Genomic DNA, 17,088 nt, shown 5'->3' with positions numbered 1-17,088 from the left:
CGATGGCCAGGACGGCACAGGACACCGGTAACGGCCAGGCCTCCGGCCTGGACCAGCTGCGCGACGAACTCGCGAACTTCGTCGGCGCCCAGGTGGGCAACCTGGCCGACAAGGCGGGCGACAAGGTCGCCGGTCTCACCGACCAGTTGGTGGGTGTGGCCGAGAACGGCGGGGTGCTCCCCAAGGCGGGCCTGAAGATCCTTCAGGGCGAGTCACCGCTCAAGGCCATCGGAGGCAGCGTGCTCGACAAGGCGAAGCAGGCGCTCGGCGGCGGCAAGAAGGGGAAGGGCCGCAAGTCCGGGACGCAGAAGGTGACGAACATCGTCGAGGTCCAGGACGTCGGCGTCCCGATCCGGTTCGCCTACGACCACTGGACGCAGTTCGAGAAGTTCAGCGCCTTCACCAAGGGCGTGCGCAGCGTCTCCAAGGGCGACGACACGTCGAGCGACTGGAAGGTCAAGGTGGGCCCCTCGACCCGCGGCTGGAAGGCCACGGTCGTCGAGCAGGTCCCGGACGAGCGCATCATCTGGCACTCCGACGGCGCCAAGGGCACCACACGCGGCAGCGTCAGTTTCCACGAGCTCACGCCCACCCTGACCCGCATCGTCCTCGTCGTCGAGTACTACCCCTCCGGGCTGTTCGAGAAGACCGGCAACATATGGCGCGCCCAGGGCCGGCGGCTGCGGCTCGACTTCAAGCACTTCCAGCGCTACGTCTCGCTCACCAACGAGGAGCCCGAGGGCTGGCGCGGCGAGATCCGCGACGGCGAGGTCGTGCGCACGCACGAGGAGGCCCTCGAAGCGGAGGAGGCCGAAGAGGGCGAAGAGGGCGCGGAGGACGAGGAGTACGCCGAGGACGAGGAAGAGCCGGAGGACGAGGACTACCCCGAGGACGAGGAAGAGGACGAAGAGGACGCAGAGGACGCAGAAGAAGAGGACGAGGAGGAGGAGGGCGAGGACGAGGAGTACCCGGAGGACGAAGAGGAACCGGAGTACGAGGACGAGGAGGACGAGGAGTACGAGGACGAGGAGGAGTACGAGGGCGCGCGTCGATGACGCCCCGTCACTCCCCCGGGCCCCCGCGCGCCGGCGGACCGTGGTCGCCACGGCCCGCCGCGTCGCGTGTCAGCGGGCCAGGCGGCGGATCTCCAGGGTGTTGTCCACGCGGGTCGTCGGCCGCCCGTCGGGGTCGTTCTGGATGCGCTCGTGCTCGTCGGTCAGCACCACCTCCCACTCCCCCTCCGGGAGGCCGAGGCTCTCCAGCACCTCCTGCGGCGTCGGGAAGTGCACTTCCGGGTGCGGATCGGTCTCCCAGGCGGGGAATCCGGCGTGCCCGACGACGAGCAGCACTCCGCCGGGCGCCACGGCCGCCGCGGCGGCGCGCAGGATGCGCTCGCGGGGCATGTCGTGCGGCGAGTGCAGGAACTGCGCGGAGACGAGGTCGTAGGTGCCCCCGGGGAAGGTCTCGCCCAGGTCGTGGCGCTGCCAGTCGATGAGGCCGTCGGGGATGCCCTCCGCCTCCGCGTGGCGGGCGGCCCGCTCCAGCGCGACGCGCGAGATGTCGACGGCGGTGACCCGCCACCCCTGCCGGGCCAGCCAGACCGCGTCGGCGCCCTCGCCGCAGCCCAGGTCGAGCGCCGTGCCGGGCTTGAGGCCCCCGGTCTCACGGACCAGGACGTCGTTCGGGTTGCCGCTCCAGACGCGGTCGCTCCCGGCGTACCGGGCGTCCCAGAACTCCGCCTCGGTCCCGGCGCCGGTCGCGCCGGTGGTGCCGTCGGTCATGGATGTCGTCTCCTCTGTGCCGCGGGTGTGGACCTGCCCCCGACGATGCGGTCCGGCGCGCCCGCCGGGCAAGCCCTGTTGCCGGTTCGGCAACACGTCCGCACGCCGCCCTCTGCCCCGGCGGCGGGTCCGCGCTTATGTTGGGTGTCATGGACATCACGTCGCGTGACGAGCACCCGCTGCGCAGCCTCACGCTCGACCAGCTGCGGCGCCGGACGAGCATGAAGTGGCGTACCCACCCGGAGGACGTGCTGCCGCTGTGGGTCGCCGAGATGGACGTGCCGCTGGCCGGGCCCGTGGCCCGGGCGCTCACGGAGGCCGTCGCGGAGGGCGACACCGGGTATCCGGTGGGCACCGCGTACGCGGAGGCGCTGGCGGACTTCGCGCGTGAGCGGTGGGGCTGGGACGGCCTGGCCGTGGAGCGCGCGTCGATCGTGCCCGACGTGATGCTGGGCGTCGTCGAGATGCTGCGGCTGGTCACGGGTCCCGGGGACCCGGTGATCGTCAACTGCCCGGTGTACCCGCCGTTCTACCAGTTCGTGGCGCACATGGACCGTCAGGTGGTCGAGGCCCCGCTCGGCCCCGGCCTGCGGCTGGACCTCGCGGCGCTGGAGGCGGCCTTCGCCCGGTCCACCGGCAACGGGCGCCGGGCCGCCTACCTGCTGTGCAGCCCGCACAACCCCACTGGCACGGTGCACACCGCCGGGGAACTGGCCGCGGTGGCGGCGCTGGCCGGCTCGTACGGGGTGCGGGTCGTGGTGGACGAGATCCACGCGCCCCTGGTGACGGCGGAGGCGGTGTTCGTGCCCTACCTGAGCGTGCCCGGCGGCGAGGACGGGCTGTCGCTGATGTCCGCGTCGAAGGCGTGGAACCTGGCCGGGCTGAAGGCGGCGCTCGCCCTGGCCGGGCCTGCCGCGGCGGACGACCTGGCCCACATGCCGGAGGAGGTCGGCCACGGGCCGAGCCACCTGGGCGTCATCGCGCACACGGTGGCGCTGCGCGAGGGCGGGCCCTGGCTGGACGCCCTGTTGGACGACCTCGCCGGCAACCGGCGGCTGCTCGCCGGGCTGCTGGCCGAGCACCTGCCGGCGGTCGGCTACGCCCCGGCGCCCGGCACCTATCTGGCCTGGCTGGACTGCCGGGAGCTGGGCCTGGGCGACGACCCGGCCGCCGCCTTCCTCGACCGCGGCCGGGTCGCGCTCAGCGCGGGCCCCGCCTTCGGCACGGGCGGCGACGGGCACGCGCGGCTGAACCTCGCCACGACCCCCGAGGTGCTCACGGAGGCGGTGCGCCGGATGGCCAAGGCGGTCGGCTGACGGCCGGGTGACACCCGGGGCCGAGGTCTGAAACCTCCCTCGCCGGGTAGCCGCCTCGACGGACCGGTGCACACACCGGACGAGGCCGTCGGGACCCCGGGCCGACCGGACCCGGCACCGCGACCGGGCGCCCGGCAGTCGGCGAGTGCCCGGACGCTCCCGGCGGCGACCCAGGGAGGCGAGGACGGTGACGTACGACCCCGCGCCCGGCAACGGCGGCGCCCTGCGCGTCGTCGTGGTCGGGGCGACCGGAAACGTCGGGACGAGCCTGGTGCGGGCCCTCGGCGACGACCCGGCGGTGTCCCACGTCGTCGGCATCGCCCGCAGGATCCCCCGGGACTGGCGGCCCGCCCGCACGACGTGGGTGCGGGCGGACATCGCCGACGACAGGACGCGCCTGGCCGAGCACCTGCGCGGCGCGGACGCCGTCGTGCACCTCGCCTGGCTGCTGCAGCCCACCCACGACCCGTCGATCACGTGGCGCACCAACGTCCTGGGCGGCATCCGCGTCTTCGAGGCGGCCGCGGAGGCCGGGGTGCCGACCCTGGTGCACGCCTCGTCGGTGGCGGCGTACTCCCCCGGGCCCAAGCGGCACCCGGTCGACGAGTCCTGGCCCACGCACGGCTGGCCGGGGGCCGCGTACTGCCGGGAGAAGGCGTACGTGGAGCGCTGCCTCGACACCTTCGAGCGGGAGCACCCGCGGGTGCGCGTGGTGCGCATGCGGCCGGGCTTCATCTTCAAGCGGGAGTCGGCCGCCCAGCAACGCCGTTTGTTCGCGGGGCCGTTCCTGCCGAACCGGCTCGTACGGCCGCACCTGGTGCCGGTCGTCCCTGACCTGCCGGGTCTGCGTTTCCAGGCGCTGCACTCCGACGACGCGGCCGAGGCCTACCGGCTCGCGCTGCACCGTCCCGTACGCGGCGCCTTCAACCTGGCGGCCGATCCGCCCCTGGACGCGGGTGAACTCGCGGCGCTGCTCGGGGCTCAGGTCGTCCGCGTGCCGCGCGGGGCGGTGCGGGCGGCGCTGGCCGGGGCGTGGCGGCTGCACCTGGTGCCGGCGTCGCCGGGTCTGTTCGACGCCGTGGTCAGGCTGCCCCTGCTGGACACCGGCCGGGCCCGTCGCGAGCTGGGCTGGGAGCCCCGTCGCACCGCCACCGAGGCGATCGGGGAGTTCCTGGCGGGGCTGCGTGAGGGCGCGGGTGACACCTCGACCGCCCCGCTGGCGCCGGGCGGGGCGGGCGGCCGGCTCCACGAGGTGGCGACCGGTGTCGGCGCGCGGCCGTGAGGGCGGGGACGGGCACGACACCACGGCCTCCCGGCACGACACCACGGTCTCCCGTCACCGCGCCGCGGTCTCCCGTCACGGCCCGTCGTCGGCGTGGAGGCGTTCGGTGTCCTGCGGCTCCGCCTTGGGCACCCGATCGTCCGGGCCGTCGTCGTCGGGGCCGCCGTCCGGCATGGTCCGGGCCCTTTCGAGTTCCGCGTTGAACTCCAGGCCGAGCAGGACGGCGATGTTCGAGATCCACAGCCAGACGAGGAAGACGATGATCGCCGCCAGGCTCCCGTAGAGCCGGTTGTAGTGGGCGAAGTTGGACACGTACAGGCTGAAGAGCGCCGAGGCCGCCGCCCAGATGGCCACGGCCAGGGCGCTGCCGGCGCTCACCCAGCGGAAGCCGCCGTGCTTCACGTTGGGGGCCACCCAGTACAGCAGCGCGAGCACCAGGCCGAACAGCACCAGCATCACCGGCCACTTGACCACGCCCCAGACCGCGAGCGCGGCGTCGCCGACGCCCAGCACCTGGCCCGCCCTGCGGGCGAGGGCCCCGGTGAACACCACGCCGATCGCGATGAGCGCCGTGACGGCCAGCAGCACCACGGGGATGACGAACCTGCCGGCCAGGGTCTTCCACAGGGGCCTGCCCTCGTCGATGTCGTAGAGGGCGTTGGCGGCCCGTATGAAGGTCGCCACGTAGCCTGAGGACGACCACACGGCGACCACGACGCCGACGGCCAGGGCGAGCCCTCCCCGGCCGACGCCGTGCTGCAGCTGGCCGAGCACTCCGGTCAGCGTGTCGCGGACCGGTCCCGGCGCGAGGTCGCCGGCGTTCGCGATCAGGGGTTCGACGCTGGGACCGCCGAGCAGGCCGACGACCGACACCAGGACGAGGAGGACGGGGAAGACCGACAGCACGGCGTAGTAGGTCAGCGCCGCGGCCCAGTCGGTCAGGTGGTCCGCCCAGAACTCCTTCACCGTGCGCCGGAGCACCACGCGCCAGGACTCCTGGGGGAGCTCGGTGGGCTTGCGGGCACCGCCCTGCGTGTGGCGAGCCATGCGCGTTCACCGCCTCTGGGCACACCTGCCCCACTGGAAACACGGACAAACCACTCCATACGGCAACAGGCCACGGCGCACGTCCGGCGCCGCCGCTCAGTGCTGGAGCGCGACCTTCGCCGCCACGATGACCAGTCCCAGCACCAGGTTCACGAACCCCGCCGACACGACCTCCCAGCGGGACGCACCCACGCGGACGACGGCGGCACCGGCCCATCCGACCTGCTGGGCGACGGCGACGGACAGGGCCAGCCAGGCCGTGCCCTCCAGTCCGAGCCCCAGCAGCGGGCTCACCGCGACGGCCGCCGCCGGCAGCAGCGCCGCCTGCACGATCGGCCACTCGCGGACGCACACACGGCGGATCTCGCGCCGGGTGACCCCGCCCCCGCGCAGCCGGTCGCCGACGAAGCCCGCGTAGACGTGCGCGACCCAGAACACCAGGCCGGTGCAGATCAGCAGGAGCACCAGCTGCAGCCGCGGGTACGGGCCCGCCGAGCCGGCACCGGCCACCACCGAGGCGGCCAGCAGCGATCCGTAGACGGCGCCCGTGTAGTTGGCGCGGCCGGTCGCGGGCGCCTCCGGGGCCGTGGCCTCCTGGGGGGAGGAGCCGGCTGTCACCCCTCAAGGATCGGCGGGGCGGCCGGGGCGCGCGCGGCACGCCGTCGCGGATCCCGAGGAACGCGACGTCCGAAACCCGCCAGCGGCCCGCCCCCGCGATGCCGCACAGTGGAGGGGTGACGAGCGAGACGACCGGCGAGGACAGCAGGTACGAGGCGGTGTGCAGCCGCGACGCCCGCTTCGACGGCGAGTTCTTCTTCGCGGTGACGACGACGGGGATCTACTGCCGTCCCAGCTGCCCGGCGGTGACGCCCAAACGGCGCAACGTCCGGTTCTTCCGCACCGCCGCGGCCGCCCAGGGGTCGGGCTTCCGGGCCTGCCGCAGGTGCCGCCCGGACGCGGTGCCGGGCTCCGCGGCGTGGAACGCGCGGGCCGACGTGGTGGGACGCGCGATGCGGCTGATCGGGGACGGCGTCGTCGACCGGGAGGGCGTCGCAGGGCTGGCCGCGCGACTCGGCTACAGCGCGCGGCAGGTGCAGCGGCAGCTCAACGCCGAAGTGGGGGCCGGCCCGATCGCCCTGGCGCGGGCGCAACGTGCGCACACCGCGCGGATCCTGCTGCAGACCACCGACATGCAGGCCGCGGAGATCGCCTTCGCGGCCGGTTTCGCGAGTGTACGGCAGTTCAACGACACGGTCCGCGAGGTGTACGCGCTCACGCCGACCGCGCTGCGGCAGGCGCGCCCCGCCCGCCACGCCCACGCCCCCGCCGACGCCGCGGCCGGGGTTCCGCTGCGGCTGGCGTACCGGGGGCCGTACGACACCGGGCGGGTCTTCGACTACCTGGCGGCGCGGGCGATCGCCGGCGTCGAGGAGATCACCGGCCCTCCGGGCGGGAGGGTCTACCGGCGCACCCTCCGGCTGCCGCACGGACCGGCGGTCGCCGAGGTCGAGGAGGCGGCGCCCGAACGGGGCGGCGACTGGCTCGAATGCCGGCTGCACCTGGCCGCACTGCGCGACCTGACCACCGGAACGGAACGCGTGCGGCGCCTGTTCGACCTCGACGCCGATCCGTACGCGGTCGCCGAACGGCTCTCCGCGCACCCGTCGATGGGGGCCCTGGCCCGGAACCGCCCGGGTCTGCGCGCCCCCGGGGCCACCGACCCGCACGAACTCGCGGTGCGCGCGGTGCTGGGACAGCAGGTCACCGTGGCGGCGGGGCGGCGGCTCGGTGCGGCGCTGGTCACCACCCACGGCGAACCGCTGACGACTCCGAGCGGCGGCCTGACCCACCTGTTCCCCGACGCCGACGCGCTCGCCGGGGCGTCCCTGGAGGCGGTCGGCATGCCGCGGGCCCGGCGGGAGACGCTGCGGGGGCTGGCCCGCGCGCTCGCCGACGGCGACGTCGTCCTCGACCCCGGCACGGACCGCGACGACGCCGAGAAGGACCTGCTCGCGCTGCGCGGCATCGGGCCGTGGACGGCCGGCTACATCCGGATGCGCGCCCTGGGCGATCCCGACGTGCTGCTGGAGGGCGACGTCGCGGTGCGCGCGGGGGCCGCGCGTGCCGGTGTCCCGCTGGAGGACGCCGAGAGCTGGCGGCCGTGGCGCAGCTACGCGATGCACCTGCTGTGGAGCGCCGGTTGACCGGGGCGGCCGGGATCCGGCAGGACAGGGCCGGTGGGAAGGGACCAGTGGGAAGGCGACGTCCGAATCCCGCCGGACATCGGTGACGAACCGCCACAGAATCGTAGATGTCACTGAAGGTGTGAGGAAAGGGAAGGACCGATGACGGTCTACACGACGCTCGACAGCCCGCTGGGCGAACTGCTGCTGGTCGGCGAGGAGTCACCGACCGCGAAGGGCGGCACCGCGCTCTCCTCGCTGTCGGTGCCGGACCAGAAGGGCGGCCTCGTCGCCGCGGACCTCGCGGACGGAGCGCGCGCCGACGACGCCGCCTTCACCGAGATCACCCGCCAGCTGCGGGCGTACTTCGTCGGTGAACTGACTCACTTCGAGATCGAGTTCACCGCCGCGGGCTCCGCCTTCCAGCAGCAGGTGTGGAAGACCCTGGAGACCATCGGCTACGGCACGACGCTCACCTACGCGGACGTCGCCGAGGCGATGGGCATCCCGCGGACCTCGTCGCGCGCGGTCGGCACCGCGATCGGCCGCAACCCGCTGCTGGTCGTCCGTCCCTGCCACCGCGTGGTCGGCGCCAAGGGCGCGATCACCGGCTACGCGGGCGGGGTGGAACGCAAACGACTGCTGCTGGACCTCGAGGCCGGGCGCGGGACGGCATGAGGACGACGGCCGTGACCACCGCCGCCACGCATCCCGCACCGCCCTTCCACGAGCGGGTCGACGCCGAGGACTGGGCCGCGCTGACCGCCGGACTCGACGCCCACGGCAGCGCCCTGACCGCCCGCCCCGTCCTCTCCCCCGCCGAGTGCCGGGCAGTCGCCGCGCTCTACGACGAGCCCGGGCGGTTCCGCTCGACCGTCGACATGGCACGGCACCGCTTCGGCTCGGGGCAGTACCGCTACTTCGCGTACCCCGTCCCCGAGCCCGTGCGGGCCCTGCGGGCGGCGTTCTACCCGCGGCTGCTGCCGGTCGCCCGCGACTGGGCGGCCCGGCTGCGGCAGCCCGCGCCCTGGCCGGACACCCTCGACGAGTGGCTGGCGGCGTGCCACGCGGCGGGGCAGACCCGCCCGACACCGATCCTGCTGCGCTACGGCGCGGGCGACTGGAACGCCCTCCACCGCGACCTGTACGGGGACCTCGTCTTCCCGCTCCAGGTGGTGATCGGGCTCGACGTCCCCCGCGAGCACTACACCGGCGGCGAGTTCCTGATGACGGAGCAGCGGCCGCGGGCACAGACCCGGGGCTCGTCCACCACCCTGCCCCAGGGCCACGCGTTGGTCTTCACCACCCGCGACCGGCCCGTACGCTCGGCCCGCGGCTGGTCCGCCGGCCCGATGCGGCACGGGGTGAGCACCGTGCGCGAGGGCCGCCGCCACACCCTGGGCCTGGTCTTCCACGACGCGGCGTGACGCGGTACGTGCTGACCGGCCCGGACGGACTGCCGTTCCGCAGCGCGGTCCCGGGGACGCTGGGCGGACACCGGCGCGGCCGGCTGTACGGCCGCCTGGACTGCCCGGCCGCCCTGCGGGCCATCGCGCGCGGCGGTTACGTGCGGGAGCGGGTGTTCTTCGCGGACGAGGCGGCGGCGCTCGCCGCCGGCTACCGGCCCTGCGCCCGCTGCCTGCCGGAGCGGTACCGACAATGGAAGGCGACACCGACGGAGCGGAACGCCATGACCCACCCCGACGCACCCGCCGCGGCAGCGCCCTCGCCGCTGCTACCGCCCGACGACCTGGCCGTGCTCGACGGCGTGCCGGGGCCGCGCCCGCACACCGGGGCCGAACTCACCGTCCTGCTCGGCCTGCTCGGTGACGCCCGCCCCCGCGTGCGGGTCGTCGCCGTCGGCCACAGCCGGGATGCCGCCTCGTGTGCCGCCGCCGGCGCGTTCGCCGCGCAGTGGCGCGCGTCGGGCGGCACCGTCGTGGCCGTCGTGGACTGGCCGGAACGGGCGGCGTCCTGGCTGCGGGCCGCTCGGCGGCTCACCGCGCCCGCCCCGGACGCCTGGGTGGTGGCGGCCGCACCGGCCGGTTGGGCGCAACTGGCCCGCCGGCTGCGGCACAGCACGCCGTGGGACCCGGCCCGTACGTACGGCTTCGCCTCCCTCGCCGACGCGCGCGTGGTGGCCGCAGCGGGGGCGGGGACGCTGCAGGGCCTGCGCGGCGCGGCCGCCGACGGCGGGACGTGGCGCGTGGACCGGGGCTGGGTGACGGCCACGCCGTGGACGGGTGGTGCCCGGTGAGCGCGCTCATCCCCCGTCCCCGTCTGCGGGTGGCGCCGGGCGCGGTGCACGTGCCGGGCTGGCTCACCCTGGACGAGCAGCGGGAACTGGTCGTCGCGTGCCGCGCCTGGGCGATGGGCCCGGTGCCGATCCGGCACACCCGGCTGCCCCGCGGCGGGGTGATGTCCGTCCGCACGGTCTGCGTCGGATGGCACTGGCAGCCGTACCGGTACACCCGGACCGCGGACGACGTGAACGGCGCCCGGGTGGCCCCGTTCCCCGGCTGGATGGTGGCGCTGGGCCGCCGGGCCCTGGTCGCGGCGTACGAGGACCCGGCGGCGGGCGACGGCTACACCCCGGACACCGCGCTGATCAACTTCTACGACGGCGACGCCAGGCTCGGCATGCACCAGGACAAGGACGAACGCAGCGACGCCCCCGTCGTGTCGCTCACCATCGGCGACTCCTGCGTCTTCCGCTTCGGCAACACCGAGAACCGCAACCGCCCGTACACGGACCTGGAACTGGCCTCGGGCGACCTGTTCGTCTTCGGCGGCCCGTCCCGCTTCGCCTACCACGCGGTGCCGAAGGTGCACCCGGGCACGGGCGACCCGGACACCGGTCTCGCCTCCGGCCGGCTCAACATCACGATGCGGGTCACGGGACTGGACGACGGGACGCCCCTGGGGCCGGGGCGGCGTCCTTGACGGCGTCCGCGGTGCCCGGGCGCAGGCCGGGGGCGAGCACCAGGGTGACGGCGACGGAGACGGCGGCCATGACCGTCATCGCGGTCGCCGGGGAGGTGTGCTGGGCGACGGCCCCGGCCAGGGCGGCGCCCAGTCCCTGGCAGGCGAGCATGCCCGAGGAGTGCAGCCCGAGGGCGTGGCCGCTGAGTTCGTCCGGGGTGAGGGCCATCAGCCGTTCCTGCAGCAGCAGGCTCGCCGCGTAGCCGACGGAGGCCAGGGCGACGACGGCGGCCGCGAGCGGCAGCGCCGGGTGCAGGGCGAAGACGAGGTAGGGGGCGGCGAGCAGCAGTCGCAGCGCTGCCCCCGCGCGCTCCCGCCACCACGGCGGGACGAACCGGCCGGCCAGGGTGTCGCCGGCGAGCATGCCGCACGCGGCGGCCGCCAGGAGGAGTCCGGCGTGGTCGGGCGCGTACGGCACGAACAGCGATTCGCAGCCGACGATCAGGCCGTTGGGAACCCAGAGCGCGAGGTACACGTAGCGGCGCGGCCGGGCGGACCAGAGCAGGGCGTTGGTCCGCCAGGTCTCGGCCGCGGAGGGGCGGCCGCCCGCCCGCGGGGGCCTGGCGCGCAGTCCGGTCAGGGCGGCAGCCGCGGCCGCGAGGTAGAGGGCCGCGCCGGCGAGCAGGATGCCGCGCGGGGACAGGGCGGCCAGCAGCAGGCCGCCGGCGGCGAAGCCGCAGACCTGCATGGTGCCGGTCGCCATGTTCAGCACGGAACGGCCCAGCAGGAAGCCGCCCTTGGGGAGGACCTCGTGGAGCAGTCCGTAGCGCACGCCGCCGCCCAGGGACGCCACCAGGCCCTCGGCGGGCAGGATGACGAAGACGGCCCAGATCGGCAGCCCGGGGACGGCCAGTACGGCGGTGCCGAGGGCGAAGAGCAGGGCGACCGCGGTGAGTGCGGCGCGCGGCGGCAGCCGGTCGGCCGCCGAGAGCAGGGTCGTCGCACCCACCACCTGGGCGAGGGACGGGCCGAACATGGCGACGGCGGACAGCAGCGGCGATCCTGTGGCGTCGTAGACCAGGGTGCTCAGGGCCAGTCCGCTCACCGTCTGCGCGGCGACCTGTCCGGTGGAGACCAGGAAGAGCGGGGTGAACTCCCGTGTGCGGAAGAGCTCTTGGTAGGTGCGCATGGCCCGAGTCTCGGGGCCGCCGGATCGGGCGGTTAATGTTTCGCACAGGCGCGAAACCCGAGGCGCCACACGCGAGGCGCGAGACCTGAGGCGCGAAAGCTGAGGAGGGCGGGGCATGGGCTGGTGGCTGGTCGACGCGGAGACGCTGGTGGGCAGCCGGTTCGTCGTCTCCCCGCTGGCCGAGGCGATCGCGGCCCTGAAGCTGCTCGACCGGGGCACGGCCGCACACCCCGGGGAACGCGGCTGGCTCGCCGCGCACCTGCCCGCGTACCGGGAGCGGCTGGCCGCCGACCCGGTGACCGGGCTGCTGGTGCGCGCCGCCCTGGGGCGCACCTGGAACGCGGACTTCCTCACGCCCACGCCCACCGGAGAGGGGGGTGCGGGCTTCGAGGAGGAGCTGGAGCGGATCCGGCGGACCCCGCCGGACGCCGCCCGGGAGCATCTGACCGTGTCGCTCGGCGGACCGCTCCCCGATCTGCTGCGCCGCGCGGACCTGCCGGAGCGCGCGGCGGACGTCGTTGCCTGGGTGTGGACGCACACGGTGCTGCCGGAGTGGCCGCGGCGCCGGCGGGTCATCGAGGCCGACATCGTGGCGCGCACCGCCCAGTTGGGCCGCGGCGGCTGGGCGGAGGCGCTGGACGACCTGCGGCGGGGGATGCGCTGGCTCGGCGAGGGCCGCCTGCAGATCAACACGCGGGACTACCCGCCGCGCGACCTGTCCGGCGCCCGGCTGATGTTCGTGCCCGTCACCCCGCGGACCGGCTGGGTGTCCTGGGACGACGCGGTGCGGTACGCGGTGGTGTACCCGTGCTCGGGGGCACTGGCGGAGGCGGGCCGGCAGCCGGTCCCCGAGGCGCTGGGCGCGCTGCTCGGCCCGGCGCGTGCGGCGGTCCTCGTGCTGCTGGCGACACCGCTGAGCACCACGCAGCTGGTCGCCCTGACGGGCCAGGGGCTGGGCTCGGTGGGGCGTCATCTGAAGGTGCTGCTGGACGCCCGTCTGGTGCGGCGGCGGCGAGCGGGCCGTTCCGTGCTCTACTACCGGACGGAGACCGGCGACGCCCTGGTCGCGGCCCAGCGGGACGGCTGAGTACCCCGGCGGGACGGCTGAACGGCCGCGCGGGACGGCTGAGGGAAGGAGCACCGGGCATGGTCCACAGACCCGTGCCGTTCGACGAGCTCGACCGCAAGATCGTCGCGGCCCTGATCGCGAACGCCAGGACGAGCTTCGCCGAGATCGGCGCGGACATCGGCCTGTCGGCCACCGCCGTCAAGCGGCGCGTGGACCGGCTGCGCGAGTCCGGCGTCATCACCGGCTTCACCGCCACGGTCCGGCCCGCCGCGCTGGGCTGGCGCACGGAGGCGTACGTGGAGGTGTACTGCGAGGGCGCGGCGCCGCCCCGGCGGCTGGCCGAGGTCGTCAGGAACCACCCGGAGATCACGGCGGCGATGACGGTGACGGGCGGCGCGGACGCGCTGCTGCACGTCCGGGCCACCGACGTCGGGCACTTCGAGGAGGTCCTGGAGCGGATCAGGACCGAGCCCTTCATCCGGAAGACGATCAGCTACATGGTGCTGTCGCACCTGCTGCCGGAGAGCCCGGAGGCGGGGGCGGGGCGGTCCGCCGCGGAGGGCGCAGCGGAGCTGCGCTGAAGGGCCGCTCGACGCAGCATCGCTGCGCCTGCGCGCAGCGCCCGGATCTTGTCGTGCGCGGCCCGCGATTCCTACCGTTGAGCCGTTCCCCCCGGCCGTCCCGCAGGAAGCGGAGGAGTTCGCCGTGCCCGATTACCGTGTGGCCCGCCCCCGGCGTTATCTGGTCTGCCCGCCGGAGCACTTCGACGTGCGGTACGCGATCAACCCGTGGATGCGGGAGGGCGTGCGGGTCGACACCGCGCTGGCCCGGGAGCAGTGGGCCGCGCTGGTGCGGGCCTACCGGGAGCACGGTCACACGGTGGAGTCCGTCGAGCCCGTCCCGGGGCTGCCCGACATGGTGTTCGCCGCCAACTCCGCGCTCGTGGTCGAGGGGCGGGTGTTCGGCTCGTCCTTCCACGCGCCCGAACGCCGCCCGGAGGCCGACGAGTACGCGGCCTGGTTCAAGGCGGCCGGTTACCAGGTGCACCGGCCGGTGCCGGTCTGCGAGGGGGAGGGCGACCTGGTGCCGGTCGGCGGGGTCGTGCTCGCCGGTACGGGCTTCCGCACCGTGCGGGCGGCGCACGTCGAGGTGCAGGAGTTCTTCGGCGTGCCGACGATCGGCCTGCAGTTGGTGGACCCCCGCTTCTACCACCTGGACACCGCGCTGTTCGTCCTCGACGACGGCGCGGGCGGCGGCCCGGCGAACATCGCGTACCACCCGGGGGCGTTCTCCCCCGGGAGCCGTGAGGTGCTGCGCCGGATGTTCCCGGACGCGGTCGTCGCCACCGCGGACGACGCGCTGGCGTTCGGCCTCAACTCGGTGTCGGACGGGCGGCACGTGTTCGTGGCGCCCGCCGCGACGGGGCTGGTCGAGCAGCTCGCCGGGCGGGGCTACGTGCCCGTCCCCGTCGACCTCACGGAGTTCCACAAGGCCGGCGGGGGCATCAAGTGCTGTACGCAGGAGCTCCGCCCGGCGGTGTGAGCCGCGGGACCGCCGCCCGCGGCTCCGTGCACGGTCCCTGCCCGCGGCCCCCGGCCGGGGTCACGCGGGCAGGGACCGGTTGAACAGGCGTACCTGGCCGCGGGCGATCGGGCGGCCCGCGGCGTCGGTGATCACCACCAGCCACAGTTGCAGGCTCCGGCCCTGCTGCAGGGGGGTGCCGCGGACGTCGAGGCGGCCCCTGACGTACGGGAGCAGGAAGTCCGTCTGGTTGCCGACGCAGACGGCGAACCGTTCCTCGGACCGCACCGCGTAGGAGGCGCCGACGCTGGCCACGCTCTCGATGACGGTGGAGTAGAGGCCGCCGTGGGTGATCCCCCACGGGGTGTGGTGCTCCTCCGTGGCCTCCAGGTGGGCGGTGACCTCCTGGGCGCTGATCGTGTCGAACCGCAGCCCGACGGCGCGCAGGAAGGCTCCGGCGGCTTCCGGATCGAGGTCGGGGTCCTTCCTCTCCGTCATCGTGCTTCCTTCCTGTCGTCCGGTGCCGTGGGCGGGGTCAGTGGGCCTGGGGAGCCGGTCGGCTGCCGACGAGGACGAGGGCCGCGACGGCGGCGGCCGCCAGGCCCACTCCGGGGATGAGCACCGCGAGGTGCAGGGCCCCGGTGAAGGCGTCGCCGACGGCGGCGGTGACGGTGTCGCGGAGCGCGGCCGGCAGCGCGGAACCCTGCGCGCCGGTGCCGACGGCCTCGGTCACCTGGCCGGCGACGCCGGAGGGGACACCGCGGTCGGCGAGTTCGCCGGGCAGACGGGACGCGAGGCCGCTGGTCAGCACGGTGCCCGTGACGGTCGCGCCGAGCGTTCCGCCGAGCTGCCGGAAGAGGTTGACGGTGCCGCTGGCCATGCCGCCGTCGGTGTGCGGAACGCTGATGACGGCCACGGCCGTGCTCGGCGGCAGGACCAAACCTGCGCCGGCACCGAACAGCGCCATCAGCAGCACGATCACCTCCGTCGACGAGGTGGGCGTCTGGGCCGTCATCAGCAGGGTACCCGCAGCGGCGAGCAGGGCGCCGATGCCCAGGGTCGTCTTGAAGCCGATGCGGCGTGCGATCCCCGCGGCCACGTAGCTGACCAGCACGTAGGAGCCCATCAGCGGCAGGAGCAGCAGGCCCGCGTCGAGGATCGACTCGTGCCGGATCCGCTCGAAGTACAGCACCTGGGCGAAGGCGGTGGCCACGAAGGCGTACTGGGCGATCATCGCGACGACGTTGGCCGTGGCGAAGGAGCGGTCGCGGAAGAGCCGCAGCTTGAGCATGGGCGTACGGGTCCGCGCCTCGTGGACGACGAAGGCGACGAGCGAGGCGGCGGCGACCGCGAAGGCGGTGATCGCGCGACCGGTGCCGAAGCCGGTGTGGCCGCCCTCGACGAGGCCGTAGTTCAGCGCGCCGATGGCGAGGACCGCGAGCACGAGGCCGGGCGGGTCGAGGTGGCGTCCGGGCTGCCTGCTCTCGGTGACGAAGCGGGGGGTCAGCACCAGGACCAGCACCGCCAGCACGACGTTGACCAGGAACACCGCGTGCCAGGACCAGCGCTCGAGGATCAGGCCCGCGGCCACCGGGCCGAAGGCCAGGCCTATGCCCGAGACGGCGACCCAGATGCCGACGGCCCGGGTCCGGGCGTGCGGCTCGGCGAACATGTGGGTCACCAGGGACAGGCTGTTCGGCAGGATGGCGGCGCCGCCGAGGCCCATCAGGGCCTGGCCCACGATGACGCCGGTGGCGCCCGAGGCCAGCGAGGTGACGAGGCTGCCGCCGCCGAGCAGCAGCACGCCGAGGGCGAAGACGCGCCGCCGGCCGAGGCGGTCGCCGACGGTCCCGGCGGACAGCACGAAGCTGGCGACCATCATCGAGTAGATCCCGGCGATCCAGACCAGCTGGGCGCCGGACACCCGCAGGTCCTGCTGGAGGGGGGCGAGGACGGCGGTGGTCTGGGTGATGTTCACGAACATCGCCATCTGGCCGAGGCTCGCGACGACGAAGCCGATCCAGCGCCTCCTCCCCTCTTCCGGATCCGGCGTCCTCGGGGTGCTCGTGGCGTCGGTCGCTCCCACGCTCACGGCCTGGTGCGTGGCGGCGCTCGGGCTCGTCATCAGCTGTTCCCTTTCCCACTGAGTTCGACTTTCGAACCTAGCTCTGGGGGTGACGCTACCACGCCTGAGTTCTATCGAAGAACTCAGGTAGGATCCGGACCATGGAATACCTCGACCAGGACCCCTCGAACTGCTCCGTCGGCCGGGCCGTGGGGCTCGTCGGCCAGTCCTGGGTGCTGCTGATCCTCCGCGACGTCACCCGCGGGATCAGGCGCTTCAGCGACCTGCAGGACCACCTCGGCGTCTCCCGTTCGGTGCTCGCGGACCGGCTCGGCGGGCTGGTCGGCCAGGGGCTCCTCGAACTGCGCACGTACCAGGAGCCCGGCGCGCGGCGCCGGTCGGAGTACGTGCTCACGGACAAGGGCCGCGACCTCTACCCGCTGCTCACGTCGCTGCGGCAGTGGGGCGACAAGTACCTCGCCGACCCCGAGGGCCCCGCGCTGCTGGCCACCCACCACGACTGCGGCGCACCCGTACGCGCCCGCCTGGTCTGCGACGAGGGCCATGTGATCCAGGCCCCGGAAGAGGTCGACCGCACCCCGGGCCCGAGCGCCCGGCCCCGCCCCACCGCGAACGCGACGGCCTGAGCGCGCCCGCGCCACACGGGGCACACCGGCCCGTGGCGGCCCGGCCGCCATGGCGCGGACCGGGGT

At 74.6% G+C, this 17,088-nt stretch carries 18 protein-coding genes; 12 read left to right on the top strand and 6 right to left on the bottom strand.

What is annotated here, in order from left to right:
- The first annotated feature begins 2 nt into the window (after positions 1 to 2).
- Complete coding sequence (locus tag ABZ479_RS05870; RefSeq protein ID WP_500460158.1) at positions 3 to 1,055, top strand: SRPBCC family protein; 1,053 nt, start codon at positions 3 to 5, stop codon at positions 1,053 to 1,055.
- A 69-nt stretch (positions 1,056 to 1,124) separates the two neighbouring features.
- On the opposite strand, the gene ABZ479_RS05865 is transcribed toward ABZ479_RS05870, so the two are convergent.
- Positions 1,125 to 1,781 carry an SAM-dependent methyltransferase gene (locus ABZ479_RS05865; protein ID WP_500460156.1) on the bottom strand — a complete coding sequence of 219 codons (657 nt, stop codon included), beginning with the start codon at positions 1,779 to 1,781 and terminating at the stop codon, positions 1,125 to 1,127.
- 149 nt (positions 1,782 to 1,930) lie between these two features.
- Here ABZ479_RS05865 and ABZ479_RS05860 point away from each other — a divergent pair, with 149 nt between their 5' ends.
- Both ABZ479_RS05860 and ABZ479_RS05855 read left to right on the top strand, forming a co-directional pair.
- Positions 1,931 to 3,097: a MalY/PatB family protein gene (locus ABZ479_RS05860; protein WP_500460155.1), complete on the top strand. Its 1,167-nt coding sequence runs from the start codon at positions 1,931 to 1,933 to the stop codon at positions 3,095 to 3,097.
- A 187-nt stretch (positions 3,098 to 3,284) separates the two neighbouring features.
- A complete protein-coding gene (locus ABZ479_RS05855) occupies positions 3,285 to 4,379 on the top strand; it encodes an NAD-dependent epimerase/dehydratase family protein (RefSeq protein WP_500460153.1) in 1,095 nt (364 codons plus the stop codon).
- A 75-nt stretch (positions 4,380 to 4,454) separates the two neighbouring features.
- Here ABZ479_RS05855 and ABZ479_RS05850 read toward each other — a convergent pair whose 3' ends face one another.
- Both ABZ479_RS05850 and ABZ479_RS05845 read right to left on the bottom strand, forming a co-directional pair.
- Positions 4,455 to 5,426, bottom strand: coding sequence for a YihY/virulence factor BrkB family protein (locus tag ABZ479_RS05850; RefSeq protein ID WP_500460152.1), 972 nt, complete (start codon positions 5,424 to 5,426; stop codon positions 4,455 to 4,457).
- A gap of 96 nt (positions 5,427 to 5,522) precedes the next feature.
- Positions 5,523 to 6,044: a hypothetical protein gene (locus tag ABZ479_RS05845; RefSeq protein ID WP_500460150.1), complete on the bottom strand. Its 522-nt coding sequence runs from the start codon at positions 6,042 to 6,044 to the stop codon at positions 5,523 to 5,525.
- Positions 6,045 to 6,142: 98 nt separating this feature from the next.
- Here ABZ479_RS05845 and ABZ479_RS05840 point away from each other — a divergent pair, with 98 nt between their 5' ends.
- The 5 genes from ABZ479_RS05840 to ABZ479_RS05820 all read left to right on the top strand — a co-directional run bounded on the left by ABZ479_RS05840 (position 6,143) and on the right by ABZ479_RS05820 (position 10,552).
- On the top strand, positions 6,143 to 7,630 hold the full coding sequence (locus tag ABZ479_RS05840; protein WP_500460148.1) for an AlkA N-terminal domain-containing protein: 1,488 nt from the start codon (positions 6,143 to 6,145) through the stop codon (positions 7,628 to 7,630).
- A gap of 141 nt (positions 7,631 to 7,771) precedes the next feature.
- Positions 7,772 to 8,287, top strand: a complete 516-nt coding sequence (locus ABZ479_RS05835; protein ID WP_500460146.1) for a methylated-DNA--[protein]-cysteine S-methyltransferase — start codon at positions 7,772 to 7,774, stop codon at positions 8,285 to 8,287.
- Positions 8,284 to 9,036: a 2OG-Fe(II) oxygenase gene (locus ABZ479_RS05830; RefSeq protein ID WP_500460144.1), complete on the top strand. Its 753-nt coding sequence runs from the start codon at positions 8,284 to 8,286 to the stop codon at positions 9,034 to 9,036. The genes ABZ479_RS05835 and ABZ479_RS05830 overlap by 4 nt, the downstream gene beginning before the upstream one ends.
- A complete protein-coding gene (locus tag ABZ479_RS05825; RefSeq protein WP_500460143.1) occupies positions 9,033 to 9,866 on the top strand; it encodes an Ada metal-binding domain-containing protein in 834 nt (277 codons plus the stop codon). The genes ABZ479_RS05830 and ABZ479_RS05825 overlap by 4 nt, the downstream gene beginning before the upstream one ends.
- Positions 9,863 to 10,552, top strand: coding sequence for an alpha-ketoglutarate-dependent dioxygenase AlkB family protein (locus tag ABZ479_RS05820; protein ID WP_500460142.1), 690 nt, complete (start codon positions 9,863 to 9,865; stop codon positions 10,550 to 10,552). Before ABZ479_RS05825 ends, ABZ479_RS05820 begins: the two co-directional genes overlap by 4 nt.
- On the opposite strand, the gene ABZ479_RS05815 is transcribed toward ABZ479_RS05820, so the two are convergent.
- Complete coding sequence (locus ABZ479_RS05815; RefSeq protein WP_500460140.1) at positions 10,503 to 11,720, bottom strand: MFS transporter; 1,218 nt, start codon at positions 11,718 to 11,720, stop codon at positions 10,503 to 10,505. The two genes, ABZ479_RS05820 and ABZ479_RS05815, sit on opposite strands and share 50 nt — an antisense overlap.
- A 115-nt stretch (positions 11,721 to 11,835) precedes the next feature.
- On the opposite strand from ABZ479_RS05815, the gene ABZ479_RS05810 reads away from it, so the two are divergent.
- The 3 genes from ABZ479_RS05810 (at position 11,836) to ddaH (ending at position 14,331) form a co-directional block, all read left to right on the top strand.
- Positions 11,836 to 12,807, top strand: a complete 972-nt coding sequence (locus tag ABZ479_RS05810; RefSeq protein ID WP_500460139.1) for a transcriptional regulator — start codon at positions 11,836 to 11,838, stop codon at positions 12,805 to 12,807.
- A 59-nt stretch (positions 12,808 to 12,866) separates the two neighbouring features.
- The gene (locus ABZ479_RS05805) at positions 12,867 to 13,370 is read left to right on the top strand and encodes an Lrp/AsnC family transcriptional regulator (RefSeq protein WP_499611299.1); all 504 of its coding nucleotides are present in this window, start codon (positions 12,867 to 12,869) and stop codon (positions 13,368 to 13,370) included.
- 124 nt (positions 13,371 to 13,494) lie between these two features.
- Positions 13,495 to 14,331, top strand: coding sequence for a dimethylargininase (gene ddaH, locus ABZ479_RS05800; RefSeq protein WP_500460138.1), 837 nt, complete (start codon positions 13,495 to 13,497; stop codon positions 14,329 to 14,331).
- Between the two features lie 60 nt (positions 14,332 to 14,391).
- Here ddaH and ABZ479_RS05795 read toward each other — a convergent pair whose 3' ends face one another.
- Both ABZ479_RS05795 and ABZ479_RS05790 read right to left on the bottom strand, forming a co-directional pair.
- Positions 14,392 to 14,808 carry a PaaI family thioesterase gene (locus ABZ479_RS05795; protein WP_499611301.1) on the bottom strand — a complete coding sequence of 139 codons (417 nt, stop codon included), beginning with the start codon at positions 14,806 to 14,808 and terminating at the stop codon, positions 14,392 to 14,394.
- A gap of 37 nt (positions 14,809 to 14,845) precedes the next feature.
- Positions 14,846 to 16,435 carry an MFS transporter gene (locus tag ABZ479_RS05790; RefSeq protein ID WP_500460137.1) on the bottom strand — a complete coding sequence of 530 codons (1,590 nt, stop codon included), beginning with the start codon at positions 16,433 to 16,435 and terminating at the stop codon, positions 14,846 to 14,848.
- 101 nt (positions 16,436 to 16,536) lie between these two features.
- Here ABZ479_RS05790 and ABZ479_RS05785 point away from each other — a divergent pair, with 101 nt between their 5' ends.
- Complete coding sequence (locus ABZ479_RS05785; RefSeq protein ID WP_500460136.1) at positions 16,537 to 17,022, top strand: winged helix-turn-helix transcriptional regulator; 486 nt, start codon at positions 16,537 to 16,539, stop codon at positions 17,020 to 17,022.
- Positions 17,023 to 17,088 lie beyond the last annotated feature (66 nt).

Source organism: Streptomyces sp. NPDC005722 (genome assembly GCF_040630935.1).
In the GTDB taxonomy this organism is placed as follows: Bacteria; Actinomycetota; Actinomycetes; order Streptomycetales; family Streptomycetaceae; genus Actinacidiphila.
This window is presented reverse-complemented; position numbering and strand designations above follow the sequence as displayed.

Bases quoted from the DNA above. Each gene is read 5' to 3' on its own strand.
- ABZ479_RS05815 (WP_500460140.1), bottom strand. From the start codon at position 11,720: ATGCGCACCTACCAAGAGCTCTTCCGCACACGGGAGTTCACCCCGCTC.
- ABZ479_RS05785 (WP_500460136.1), top strand. From the start codon at position 16,537: ATGGAATACCTCGACCAGGACCCCTCGAACTGCTCCGTCGGCCGGGCC.
- ABZ479_RS05860 (WP_500460155.1), top strand. From the start codon at position 1,931: ATGGACATCACGTCGCGTGACGAGCACCCGCTGCGCAGCCTCACGCTC.
- ABZ479_RS05810 (WP_500460139.1), top strand. From the start codon at position 11,836: ATGGGCTGGTGGCTGGTCGACGCGGAGACGCTGGTGGGCAGCCGGTTC.
- ABZ479_RS05835 (WP_500460146.1), top strand. From the start codon at position 7,772: ATGACGGTCTACACGACGCTCGACAGCCCGCTGGGCGAACTGCTGCTG.
- ABZ479_RS05865 (WP_500460156.1), bottom strand. From the start codon at position 1,781: ATGACCGACGGCACCACCGGCGCGACCGGCGCCGGGACCGAGGCGGAG.
- ABZ479_RS05840 (WP_500460148.1), top strand. From the start codon at position 6,143: ATGCCGCACAGTGGAGGGGTGACGAGCGAGACGACCGGCGAGGACAGC.
- ABZ479_RS05795 (WP_499611301.1), bottom strand. From the start codon at position 14,808: ATGACGGAGAGGAAGGACCCCGACCTCGATCCGGAAGCCGCCGGAGCC.
- ABZ479_RS05805 (WP_499611299.1), top strand. From the start codon at position 12,867: ATGGTCCACAGACCCGTGCCGTTCGACGAGCTCGACCGCAAGATCGTC.
- ABZ479_RS05870 (WP_500460158.1), top strand. From the start codon at position 3: ATGGCCAGGACGGCACAGGACACCGGTAACGGCCAGGCCTCCGGCCTG.
- ABZ479_RS05830 (WP_500460144.1), top strand. From the start codon at position 8,284: ATGAGGACGACGGCCGTGACCACCGCCGCCACGCATCCCGCACCGCCC.
- ABZ479_RS05790 (WP_500460137.1), bottom strand. From the start codon at position 16,435: ATGACGAGCCCGAGCGCCGCCACGCACCAGGCCGTGAGCGTGGGAGCG.
- ABZ479_RS05850 (WP_500460152.1), bottom strand. From the start codon at position 5,426: ATGGCTCGCCACACGCAGGGCGGTGCCCGCAAGCCCACCGAGCTCCCC.